Raw genomic sequence first — 12,089 nt, forward strand, 5'->3', positions numbered from 1 at the left:
GGATTTTCTTAAAGTGGATGGAACGGAGATCAGGGACAATTACGGCGTGGGTAAAGATGTTCATCTTTACGGCACCAACCTGGGAGGCTGGAGGGTGCACGAACCCTGGATGTCGCCATTAGCCGGGGCATCAAATGAGTGGGATGCGCGAAATATTCTTACCGAACGTTTTGGTAAAGAGGCTGTCTGGGATCTCTACAACGCTTACTGGGATTCCTGGATCACGGAAACCGATTTCAAGAATATCGCCGAAGCCGGTCTCAACTGTATCCGTTTGCCGATATATGCGCTTAACCATATGGATGATGAGGGTAACTGGAGACTGGACGATACCGGCGCCATTGATTTATCCCGGATTGAATGGACCGTAAACAAAGCGTTGGAATATGGGCTCTACACTATCCTTGATATGCATGGCGCGCCGGGGTCACAAAACGGAGCCCATCATTCAGGCCGGCAAAACGGCGCTCTGCTTTATTCAACCCCGCTCTATCAGAATCAACTGGTAGAGCTTTGGGAAACTCTCGCCACGCGTTTTAAAGACAATGCCGCCGTGGCCGGTTATGACCTGTTGAATGAACCCTCCGAGACCTTTCCCGGAGGGATGGGTTCCGAGGTGGTTAATCTTTACGACCGCCTATATCACGCTATCCGAACGATTGATCCCGACCATATCATCATTATGGAAGCTACCTGGTGGTGGAATACACTTCCGAATCCCCAAGAGAAAAACTGGGAGAATGTCGTCTATTCGTTGCACTATTACCAATGGCAAAACAATGAAGACTTCACGGTGATGAAAAATTCTGTGGATGGGTGGATACAGGACGCTCAAAAATGGGGTTCAAAATATAACGTACCGCATTTTATAGGGGAATTCACGCTGTTCGGAAATGCCGAATCCTGGAATTACGGACTTCAGCAATTTACAGAAACCGGCAGCCACTGGACAACTTGGTCTTATAAGGTGTTGGGCCGCAATAATTGGGGAATGTACAACACAGCAGAGCAAAACAGCAATGTTGCCGATATTGCTACGGATGATTTAAACACTATCAAATACAAATGGAGTCAGTGGAACACGCCGGAATATTTTTCACCCAACCCTACAGTTATCAACGCCATGCAAAAAGCAACCTTAGGCCGAAAACTGAAGCGGCCTACTCAAGCCTTTACCGCTAAATCAGAAAAAGGCGGAACAAAAAATTTAGTGAGCTGGCCGACGATTAGCCATATCAGGGATCTTTGAGCGCGCAGCTGACTTTCTTAACGCGATAGACGTTATGGCCTACCTCAGTGGCACCCCCTAATACTGCTCAATATGACCTCATTGCAACCCCATCAATTTTGTTAGGAACGTGCATGAAATAACTTGAGCAAGTTTTATTTTTCATTTTTTAACCATGAAGGACATGAAAGGTTTAAGTCTTCATGTCCTTCATGGTAATTGCCTAAATTAATTTATGCACGATCCTTAGCTAACGGAGAAATAAGCGTTGCCCGCTACCCGGCGTCGCTGGTTCCAGCGCGGTTCAGGTCGGCCAGCTTTTCAAGCTCCTCCTTTTGAGCCAAATCCACCCCGACGCTGACAATAAAGCTGGTAACAGCTTCAATATCCATGCTCGATTTAACGACTTTCGACTGGTGCACGATAATGGTGAACCCTGAAGTTGGGTTGGGCGAAGTCGGCACATAGACGACCAGCATTTCACCGACTTTATTGGTGACATAAGCCGGCACCCATAAGCCATCCTTGGGGTATTCAATAAAAACAATTTCCTTGGCGACGCTTTTTTCCCGGCTGCCGAGCAGGTTGACCAGTTTTTTACTGACCCTGTAAATCGTCCTGATCATTGGAATCCGATTAATTAACAATTCAACCTGATGCAGCACCCACATTTTTTCGGAGACTGTGACCCGATAGCCGGTGTAAGCAATGGCAATAAAAGACAACGTGAATGCCAGAGCGGTTATAAAGACATTGTTGGAATATCCGTAAATATAGATAAAAAAATCCCTCAGGATGGTCTCCAAAAACACCAGAACCTGCATGACAATAACGACCGGAATAAGCGCTAAAATACCGACGATAAAATATTTCAGACTCGACTTGATTAAATTAAGCATGTTTGACTCCTGATCCTGTTTCAACAAAATGTAGGAAGCGATTTACAAATCGCGCCCTTAAAAATCGGGGCATCTAAAATACCCTTATTCATTTCCTGCTATTCCGCGCAACTGCTTTGGACAGAAACAATCGGATAAAAAACTTTTCGATTTCAATCAGTATAAACACAGTTGAGGCAACGGCGACAATCATTTGCCAGGCATGCGCATCTAGTTCAACAGTGCCGAATAACACTTGCATGGGCCGCCAATAGGTAAAAGCCATTTGGAAGGCAATCAGCAGCAGGACAGCCAGCCACACCAACCGGTTGCCGAACAGGCCATGCAGATTGAGCACGGAATGGTGCAGGTAACGGCTGTTGAAGACATAAAATATTTCAAACATCACCAGCGTGTTCACCGTAACCGTCCGCGCCAGTTCAATCGGCGCGCCGAGCGAACGCTCCCACAGAAACAGGCCGAAGGCGCCGGTTACCATAATCAGAGACACGAACACAATGCGCCAAATCATAAACATAGAGAGCAAGGGTTCATCAGGCTTTCTGGGCATGCGGCTCATAATGTTGCGTTCCGGCGGCTCAAAGGCCAGCGTTAGCGACAAGGTCACTGCGGTAATCATGTTCACCCATAATATTTGCACCGGCGTGATCGGCAATATTTCGCCCATCACGATGGCCGCGACGATCATTAACGCTTCACCGCCACCGGTAGGCAAGATAAAAATAATCGACTTAAGCAGATTGTCGTATATGCCGCGGCCTTCTTCAACGGCATGGGCTATCGAAGCGAAATTATCATCCGCCAACACCATTTCACTGGTTTCCTTGGCGACCTCTGTGCCTTTTTTGCCCATCGCCACGCCCACATCGGCGCGTTTCAGCGCCGGCGCATCATTAACGCCGTCGCCGGTCATCGCCACCACATGACCGTCCGCTTGCAACGCAGCCACCAAACGCAGCTTGTTTTCCGGGCTGGTGCGGGCAAAAACATCGACATCCCGGATGGCTGCCGTCAGTTCGCTGTCGGCCAGCCGGTCCAGCTCTTCTCCGCTCAACACCGAGCCGTCACCGATATTCAGCTGTGCGGCAATAGCAACAGCCGTCGCCGCGTGGTCGCCGGTAATCATTTTGACTCTGATCCCGGCATGTTGGCACTTGAGCACGGCTTTGACAGCTTCGGGGCGCGGCGGGTCGATCATGCCGACAAGCCCTAACAACGTCAGCCCGGTTTCGGCATCGGCAAAGCTGATTTGAGTCTGGGACGAAGGTACGGCCTTGAACGCAATCGCCAGCAGGCGCTGACCGCCGCTGGCGATTTCATCCATTATCCGATGCCAATCGGCCATATGAATCGGCACATCTTCGCCATCGATGCGTTGCCGGTTGCACATGCCCAGCACTCGCTCAGGCGCGCCTTTGATAAATACAAAAGCATGGCCGCCATGGTCGTGATGCAGTGTCGCCATATAGCGATGTTCCGATTCGAACGGGATAACGTCGGTGCGCGGCATTTCCTGATTGAGAAAATCGGGCTCCATCCTTGCTTTGTGTGCCAGGGTAATCAATGCCCCCTCCGTAGGATCGCCATGCACAATCCAGTTGTCGCCGTTCCCGGCTTTTTGCTCCAATCTTGCGTTATTGCACAATACGGCGGCGCGAAGCAACTCATGCAAATCCGGGTGATCTTCTACAGGTGTTATTTCGTCCGCCAGTTTAAAACGGCCTTCCGGTTTATAACCCACGCCTTCGACCGTAAATAGTTTGTTATTAACGAAGACCGATTTGGCGGTCATTTCGTTACAGGTCAGGGTGCCGGTTTTATCGGAACAGATGACGGTAACCGAGCCCAAGGTTTCAACGGCCGGCAAGCGTCGGATAATGGCATTGCGTTTGGCCATGCGTTGTACGCCGATAGCCAACGTGATGGTCATAACGGCGGGCAAGCCTTCGGGAATGGCCGCCACCGCAAGCCCTACCGCCGACATAAATAGCTCTGTCAAAGAAGAATGCTGAATAGTCCAACCATAGGCGAATGTCGCCGAGGCCAGCATTACAATCGCAACGGTCAACCACTGGCTGAAACGCGCGATCTGCCGCAGCAGCGGCGTGGCTAATTGTGGAACTGTGCGCAGCATGGCGCTGATACGGCCGATTTCGGTAAGGTCGCCGGTGGACACCACTATGCCCAGCGCAGTGCCGTAGGCGACCAAGGTACCCGAGTAAGCCATGCAGAAGCGGTCTCCCAGCGATGCATTGGCGCCGGTAACCTCCGTATTTTTTTCGACGGGTAAAGATTCCCCGGTGAGCATCGATTCATCGACGCGCAAGTTTTTGACCTGTAAAAGACGTAAATCGGCGGGTACTTTGTCGCCGCTTTCCAAACTGACAATATCGCCCGGAACCAGCTGCTCGGCGGGTACCAGAAAATTCTTGCCGTCACGCCGCACCATGGCTTGGTGTGTGAGCATATTGCGTATTGCATCCAGAGCTTTCTCGGCCTTGCCTTCCTGAATAAATCCAATCAACGCATTGATCAACACCACGCCGACGATCACGCCGCTGTCTACCCAATGATCAATGGCCGCCGTTACACCGGCCGCAATGAGCAATACATAAATCAGCATATTGTGAAACTGGCCGAGAAAGCGTTTGAAAGGTCCGCGGCCGGCCGCTTGCGTCAGCCTGTTAAAGCCGTGTTGCGCCAGCCGCAGCTTTGCTTCCTGTGCGCTTAAGCCCTGTTCAGTGCCGGCCAAAGCACTGCAAATTATACCGGGGGAAAGCGCATGCCAAGAGCGGCCGCCTGATGTGTTCTTCTTTTTCATCATTACTACCCTCATTATGGTTATTAACCGATTACGCGCTGTCCGCGAAAAACGTTTTACGCAGTGCAGTCCGTCAGGAGAGGCTGCGGCATCGATTTGCAACTCACTATATTAATGCAGTGAGTTGCATAGATGTCGATCATTAAAGCGGCATCTTTAGGGAAGCGCTGATTTAGTCCTCCGACGAGCTCAGGGGACGAACGGTAGCGTGTTGATTCGCCTCCTTGAACGGAAGCGGTTTGTTCAACCGTTAAGTATGAAATGAACATAAATGCTGACGATATACCCCAACAAGATAACGGGCATCCACTTCAGATGCCCCATGAACGTATAAAACCCTTTTCCTTGCCCCATTAATGCAACACCGGCAGCCGATCCGACCGACAGCAGTGAACCGCCGACCCCGGTAGTCAGGGTAATCAACTGCCATTGCGCGACATTCATCTCAGGGTGCATGCTGAGCACTGAAAACATAACCGGTATATTGTCAATAACGGAAGACAGGATGCCTAAGGTGACATTGGCCTTGGTCGGCCCCATATCGATGTAGAGCGTATGCGACATCAGGTCGAGGTAACCGATGAATTGGAGCCCACCGACCGCGAATACCACGCCGAAAAAAAACAGCAAGGTGTCCCACTCCGAATCGCGCACGCAATTAAAAATGTCGTAATGGCCTTCAAACGCGTTCGACACTGAAAAGTGATAACTCAACATCATTAAAAATGACAGTCCGACCATCATGCCCATAAAAGGCGGGATAAATAAATAGTGTTCCCCGAGAATCGCGAAAACAATCGTCAAGATAAAGAAAGCCGTAATGCGTTTGGCACCCGTTTTAAGCAGGACCTTTTCTTCTTGTTTTTTGGCCGGGGGCAGGCTGTTCGGTACAAAAAACTGCATGCATAGCGCCGGTACCGCAAAATTTAACAAAGCGGGTACAAACAGCCGGAAAAACTCGACGAAAGCCACATGGCCCGACTGCCAAACCATCAGTGTGGTTATGTCGCCAAAAGGACTGAATGCACCGCCCGCATTGGCCGCCACGACAATATTGATGAAACTGAGATTGACAAAGCTTTTAGCATTTTTATCGGCGAACGCCATCACCACCGCGCCGACCAATAAGGCTGTTGTCATGTTGTTGGCAAATGAAGACAGGAAGAAGGCTATAACGCCGGTAATCCAGAACAGTTGCCGGTAACTGAAATGCTTTTTGCTTAACCAGCTACGCAATACCTCGAAGACGTTCCTTTCCGTCATCGCATTGGTGTAGGTCATCGATACCAGCAAAAACAACAACAGCTCTGCATAATTCATTAAATCATGCATCAGCCGCCCTCTGATCTCTTCCCGGCCGTAGCCGTTTTGTATCGCCAGGTAAGCGGCCAATATCCAGATGAAACCCGACGCCATGATCACCGGCTTGGATTTCCTTAAGCCGGTAAATTCCTCGGTCATGACGAAACCGTAAGAAATGACAAACATCGCCAAACAAATAATGCCGATTATCGAGCCGGTCTGTCCCAGCGTCGGAGCCAATTCAGAGGCATGGGCGGGGACTGCGACAAGAGATAATAAAATAATGGATAGTCGATACATTGCTTTAATAAAAATTAAGTCCGAGAAAAAACAAAATAGAAGGAGGATACTACCGGTCGGCTAGGCCGCTATAATTTCATGTATTTTTTATTGGAATGCCGGGGCTATCCTAACTTGTCTATTAACTGGACGCAAAAAAGACCAAACCGAATACGCCCACCGTAAAAGAAGCCATGATTTAAACCGTTTATAAAAGCCCGTCAGCACTCGCCATAAACCACAACAGATAAGAGACAGTGATTTGGCTTTGTTGGCGATTGGTATGGAAAATACGCTCTATGAGCTCATTCGAACCACCCGAAAATAAAGCAGCACGCATCATAATAGCGCGACAACAAGTCCGATCATGATCAACCGGTTCAGTACTTTCGATTAGCCAATGGAATCATAACCTGCCCCCAAAATGGCAGTTTCAATAAAATCCGCTGCTAAACATCCGCATAGAATTTCACTTTTCCGGTTTCAATGTCATACATCCCGCCGACTATACCGATTTCACCGCTTTGTAACATGGCGTCCAGTAAAGGGCTTTTGCTTTTGATTTGCTCGACGGTCAACTGCACATTTTTATCGGCCACTTTTTGCACAATTTCGTCATTACCGGCGCTGATTCCGACAGACTCTTCGGCCTGTACCGCATCCACGGCCGGTTTTATTTTGTGCAGCAGTCCGCTTAAATGATCCAGCTCGACATTTGCGCAAGCGCCTTTGACTGCGCCACAATGCGAATGGCCCAGCACCACAATCAACTTCGAACCCGCCAGCTTACAGGCGTATTCCATGCTGCCCAGAATGTCGTCATTGATGACGTTGCCCGCGACCCTCGCACTGAACACATCGCCCAAGCCCTGGTCGAAAATTAATTCGACCGAAGTACGCGAGTCCATACAGCTGAGAATAATCGCAATCGGAAACTGCCCTTTCCGGGTATCGTTAATTTGCTCCAATAGATTGCGGTTGGATTTCAGGTTATTAACAAAACGTTCATTGCCTTCTTTCAGCAACGCCAACACCTTGGCCGGTGTTAGCGATTGCTGGGTATCGTAGGTTGGCGCCCTGGCATTCTCGACCGGTTGCAACACGCCGAAACCGCGCAGATTCTCAATGGTCAGCTTGATATGCTTGCGTTGCGCTTCAATTTTGAAGTTTTCGATGATTTCGAAAACATCGTAATCAATATATTTTGAACGGGTTGCATCAATCACCACTTCCGAATAATCGGGCAACTGTTCAAGGGTTTGCTGGATATTGGCTTTATTCAGGAAAGAGATATGCTCGGATAATCTGAGTATGGTTTTATTGCCGATATGCGACTCATTAAAATAAAAAGCGCTTTTATAATTTTCCAGCAATATCGAAAATAAGGCGAAAATCAGCCCAATAACAAGACCGATCAGCAGATCGGTAAAAATCATGCCCAAGATGGTCACGCAGAACGGGATGAAATGGTACATGCCCGCTTTGTACATCGTGGTAAAAACTTTTGGCCGGATCAATTTATAGCCGACAACCAGCAACACGCTCGCCAAACTGGCCAGCGGAATTTTGTTGATCATGGTTGGAATAAAAATGACCGCAAACAGCAATAGCACCCCGCATATAATCCCTGTCGCCTTGGTTCTGGCCCCGGATTGAATGCCAATAGAGCTGCGCACGACGACTTGCGCCATCGGCAGGCCGCCGATCAAGCCGCTACAGGCATTGCCGATGCCTTGCACAATCAGCTCCCTGTTAGTGGGGGTCACCCTTTTATAGGGATCCATTTTATCGACCGCCTCTACAGAGAGCAGCGTCTTCAAACTCGCCACAACAGCTATCGCTAACGCAGCCAAATAAACAGCCGGGTTATTGAGCAAGGAAAAATCCGGGAAATGCAGTTGGCTCAATAAATCGCCGGCATTGTTAAGCACCGGGATCATAACCAGATGATTGCCGCTCAACGCCAGTTCAGGATAAAAACTTTGCAGGCCTTCGTTGATCAGCACTGCGGCTAAAATCGCAATTAAAGCCCCCTGGAATAATTGAAAAAAACGATGCTTCTTCATGAACGGCTGTTCCCACAAGAAAAGAATCGCCAATGATGTCAACGCGATCATGATTGCTGTGGGTGAGCTGAATTCCAGCATATGCGCCAGCTCGGTAAAAGAGGAGTAGTTATCGGCCTGAATAAAGGAAGTATCGCCTTCGTAATCGCGGTCATAACCGATAGCATGGGGAATCTGTTTAAGAAAAAGAATTAAGCCCATGCCCGACAGCATGCCGTTAACGACCGATGACGGAAAGTAATAGGCGATAACCCCGGCTTTGGACAGTCCCATGATAATTTGGAAAACGCCCGCAATAACCAGGGACAACAGAAAACCATTGAAACCCAGCTTGTCGATGGCCGTCCAGACAATCATCGCAAGACCGGCGGTTGCGCCGCTGATGCCCAACGAAGAGCCGCTCAACGGTGCAACCACCAATCCACTGATAATACCCGCTATCAATCCTGAGAACAACGGCGCACCCGAAGCCAGCGCTATGCCCAACGATAACGGTATGGTTATCAGAAAAACCGCCACACCTGCCGGTAAATCGTATTTCAGGTTGGCGAACAAGCCGCCGTTATTCATTTCAGAGTTTGAATTCATCCGTATTTCTGTTGTTTGCGTTTTCATAGTATTAACTTTATCGCTATTAATGTCTTAGACGTTATGTGGATAAGATAGACACATAGATAATGTTTCGTTTGCGTAGTAAAAAAAGTAACGAAAAGCCGCTTCGGCTTATTAACTGGCTATCACTCTACCCTGCTTCCCTTTCATCAACCTTTCACAACAAGGGTTCCAATTTGTGAATATTTGATTGATCCTGAAAACCGCAATTGGAAGTGTGGATGAGGCTGAAAAACAAATGTCGTATTGGCAAATAGATGGATTAGTGTGCGGAGCGGTTATTCAGCTTGACTGCGTGAACGACGGCACAGACAGAATTAACGGGCGCTGAGATATAACCAAGCAGGCGTAACGCCCTGATTCGGCACTATGACGGATGATTTAAGTCGATAAGGGAGGACGCCTGAGTCCTCGACAGTTTTGATCTGCGGCGTTGCGGACAACCAATCTAATATTTTGAATTATCCCTTTCGTGCCGGGCATACGAAGCATGAAAGGATAATTCATTGCGCCTTCGGCGAAGCGCTTCAAGTGATATGATCGGCCTACTCACGGACAGAAAGCAACATTAATCCCAACGATTGTCCCTGACCTGCACTTTGCCGTTTTCGATTCTGACCGGAAAGCAGTCGATATCTTCATAGGCGGGCGGGGATTTTACCGCGCCGGTTTTGACGCAAAAACGCGCGCCATGACGGGGACAGATAATCTGATCGCCTTCCAGCCTGCCGCTGGCGATTTCAGCGCCGTCATGGGTGCAGACATCTTCAATCGCATAAAATTGGCCGTCGATTTTAAAGATCGCGACATCCGTACCATCGACATCGATGACGACATTCTCGCCATTCGCCAAAGCATTTTCATCTACTGCATCTATCCAATCCGACATTTTTCATCCGTTCTCGTAGTGTTTAAAAACCGGCGACTTTCTGACTGCCCCACATGAGCCTTTCGCCTTGTATCTTTAGCCTTTTAAATAAACATCATAACGCAGCAACTTGCCCTGAAAACTTTGGCTCGGCTTGCCGCCCAAAGGTTCCGCGTAATCGGGGCTTTTCACCACGACCCGCTTTCCGGCTGAGTTTAAAGCGGCCTCGAACAGCTGATCCTTATCCTGATCATCGCCCAACAGATCGCGCAATACCATCATCGATTTTTTGGCTAATGCTGATTTTTTGCGCTTGGGCGGGAACATCGGGTCAAGATAAATGCAGTCAGGCGGGCTTTCCAAACCGGCCAACAAGTTAATAGCATTGCCTTGTAGCAGCCGGGGAGGCTCAAGATTAAGCCGCTGTATCCAGTCCTGCTGCGCCAATCGGGCGAAACCGTCTGCCAAAAGCTCCGCCATCACAGGAGAACGCTCGATGCACAGCAGCTCGTAGCCCATGCGGAAAATATGCAGGCTGTCCTGGCCCCAGCCTGTGGTCGCATCGACAACGGTCCTGGTTTTGCGCCCAAGCGCCTGGGCTAAAGCGCCGTCTTTGGGGGCGGGCCATGAACGCTGTTCGCCGTTGCGCGGATCTATATCGACCGTTAAACCGCCTTTTTTTATCAGTTCCCTATCGAGTAATTTTAAGCAGCCGTCGCGCCAAGTTAAAAAAAATTCTTCCGGGTTTTCGCTATTGAGCGATTGGTATAAAGGAACGCCCAGCTTTTCCGCAAGCTGCTGGAACGGCAGACTATCACCCTGCCCAGGGTAAAGTACGCCTAGTTTTATCGCCAGGGATGGTGTGTATGCCGTAAGACTGTCGGGAACTGGCTCGGCAATCGCCAGGGATGGTGTGCATGCCGCAAGCCTGTCGGGAACAGGCGCGGCACTGATGTATTGCTGCGAGGTATTCATAGTCATTGCTGTGTAGCCACGAAAAACATAGAGAAAAACTTCGTGTCCTTCGTGTCTTCGTGGTGAAATTTCACTCCGTAGAAATGGACTTTTGTTCGTTCTTCAACGCCGCATCCAGCGTATGCCAAGCCAATGTCGCACATTTAACCCGCGCCGGATATTCGCGCACGCCGGCCAATACCGCCAGTTTGCCGACCGCTTCAAGGTTAATCTGTTCATCCTTGCCGGTGGTCATTTCATGGAACTTTTTAAACAAGTCTTCGGCTTCCTGTTCGGTTTTGCCTTTGACTATCTCGGTCATCAACGAAACCGACGCCGTCGAAATGGCGCAACCCGAACCCTGGAAACTGGCATCGACAATCTTGTCGCCGTCCATTTTCAAATATAAGGTCAGGCGGTCGCCGCATAATGGATTAAAACCTTCCACTTGCCGGTCGGCATTTTCCATGACGCGGAAATTGCGCGGGTTACGGTTGTGGTCGAAAATAACCTCTTGGTAGAGATCTCGTAAATCTTCAAACATAATTTATTCTCTATGAAGTTTGTTCAGCATCAAAATGATTAGCCATTATTAAATGGCAATTTAGCCGTTTTCCAATTCATTAGCGATTGCCTCAATTTTTTCAGCTTCACTATATATATTAGTGAGAGAATCGCGGCCACTCCCCGTCAATTTTGTTGCTTCGATACGGGCTTCTACCGCTGCAACTCTTATTTGAGCGATGGTTGCGCGTACCTGAGACTTCTGAACAGCTACTTGAGCAGCCAGCTCACCTCGCGATGCTGCCATTTCTTTTCTTTGTAGCTCAAGTTCTGTGCGTTGTAACGACAGCTCCTGTCTTTGGAGATGAATGGTATAAATAAGAGCAACGAAGGCAAGGCCGCTAAATAGAGCATTAACTGAACCAAAAAGATCGCCAAACTGCCCTCGCTCTGTCCATGTCGTAAAAAATGTTTGCCCCAAAAATAGCGTAAACAACCAAAGCGCAACCACCGAGATACCAGCCAATATATACACTGGTATTTTCCATTTCAACAT

The 12,089-nt window shown here is 49.0% G+C and carries 9 protein-coding genes; 1 reads left to right on the top strand and 8 read right to left on the bottom strand.

Annotated elements, in window-relative coordinates; translation table 11 throughout:
- The first annotated feature begins 13 nt into the window (after positions 1-13).
- Positions 14-1,249 carry a glycoside hydrolase family 5 protein gene (locus B0F88_RS08320; RefSeq protein ID WP_181049859.1) on the top strand — a complete coding sequence of 412 codons (1,236 nt, stop codon included), beginning with the start codon at positions 14-16 and terminating at the stop codon, positions 1,247-1,249.
- A gap of 254 nt (positions 1,250-1,503) precedes the next feature.
- Here the strand turns inward: B0F88_RS08320 and B0F88_RS08325 are convergent, their stop codons facing one another.
- The 8 genes from B0F88_RS08325 to B0F88_RS08360 form a co-directional block, all read right to left on the bottom strand.
- Entirely contained in the window at positions 1,504-2,127 is a 624-nt protein-coding gene (locus B0F88_RS08325; RefSeq protein WP_258076601.1) for a DUF502 domain-containing protein, read from the bottom strand.
- Between the two features lie 88 nt (positions 2,128-2,215).
- Entirely contained in the window at positions 2,216-4,951 is a 2,736-nt protein-coding gene (locus B0F88_RS08330; protein WP_104423478.1) for a cation-transporting P-type ATPase, read from the bottom strand.
- A gap of 240 nt (positions 4,952-5,191) precedes the next feature.
- Positions 5,192-6,550 (bottom strand): sodium:proton antiporter NhaD, encoded by a 1,359-nt coding sequence (gene nhaD / locus B0F88_RS08335; protein ID WP_104423479.1) that lies wholly within the window; start codon positions 6,548-6,550, stop codon positions 5,192-5,194.
- Between the two features lie 428 nt (positions 6,551-6,978).
- The gene (locus B0F88_RS08340; RefSeq protein WP_258076602.1) at positions 6,979-9,183 is read right to left on the bottom strand and encodes a bifunctional SulP family inorganic anion transporter/carbonic anhydrase; all 2,205 of its coding nucleotides are present in this window, start codon (positions 9,181-9,183) and stop codon (positions 6,979-6,981) included.
- 592 nt (positions 9,184-9,775) lie between these two features.
- A complete protein-coding gene (locus B0F88_RS08345) occupies positions 9,776-10,096 on the bottom strand; it encodes a non-heme iron oxygenase ferredoxin subunit (RefSeq protein ID WP_104423481.1) in 321 nt (106 codons plus the stop codon).
- A 75-nt stretch (positions 10,097-10,171) separates the two neighbouring features.
- Positions 10,172-11,056 (bottom strand): class I SAM-dependent methyltransferase, encoded by an 885-nt coding sequence (locus B0F88_RS08350; RefSeq protein ID WP_258076603.1) that lies wholly within the window; start codon positions 11,054-11,056, stop codon positions 10,172-10,174.
- A 64-nt stretch (positions 11,057-11,120) separates the two neighbouring features.
- Positions 11,121-11,573 carry a Fe-S cluster assembly sulfur transfer protein SufU gene (gene sufU, locus B0F88_RS08355; RefSeq protein WP_104423482.1) on the bottom strand — a complete coding sequence of 151 codons (453 nt, stop codon included), beginning with the start codon at positions 11,571-11,573 and terminating at the stop codon, positions 11,121-11,123.
- Between the two features lie 60 nt (positions 11,574-11,633).
- Entirely contained in the window at positions 11,634-12,089 is a 456-nt protein-coding gene (locus B0F88_RS08360; protein WP_146083334.1) for a hypothetical protein, read from the bottom strand.

The organism is Methylobacter tundripaludum (genome assembly GCF_002934365.1).
Lineage (GTDB): Bacteria > Pseudomonadota > Gammaproteobacteria > Methylococcales > Methylomonadaceae > Methylobacter_A > Methylobacter_A tundripaludum_A.

What these genes read in the sequence shown, in the direction of transcription:
- B0F88_RS08325 (WP_258076601.1), bottom strand. Translation starts at nt 2,127, where the DNA reads ATGCTTAATTTAATCAAGTCGAGTCTGAAATATTTTATCGTCGGTATT.
- B0F88_RS08330 (WP_104423478.1), bottom strand. Translation starts at nt 4,951, where the DNA reads ATGATGAAAAAGAAGAACACATCAGGCGGCCGCTCTTGGCATGCGCTT.
- nhaD (WP_104423479.1), bottom strand. Translation starts at nt 6,550, where the DNA reads ATGTATCGACTATCCATTATTTTATTATCTCTTGTCGCAGTCCCCGCC.
- B0F88_RS08340 (WP_258076602.1), bottom strand. Translation starts at nt 9,183, where the DNA reads ATGAATTCAAACTCTGAAATGAATAACGGCGGCTTGTTCGCCAACCTG.
- B0F88_RS08345 (WP_104423481.1), bottom strand. Translation starts at nt 10,096, where the DNA reads ATGTCGGATTGGATAGATGCAGTAGATGAAAATGCTTTGGCGAATGGC.
- B0F88_RS08350 (WP_258076603.1), bottom strand. Translation starts at nt 11,056, where the DNA reads ATGACTATGAATACCTCGCAGCAATACATCAGTGCCGCGCCTGTTCCC.
- sufU (WP_104423482.1), bottom strand. Translation starts at nt 11,573, where the DNA reads ATGTTTGAAGATTTACGAGATCTCTACCAAGAGGTTATTTTCGACCAC.
- B0F88_RS08360 (WP_146083334.1), bottom strand. Translation starts at nt 12,089, where the DNA reads ATGTTGAAATGGAAAATACCAGTGTATATATTGGCTGGTATCTCGGTG.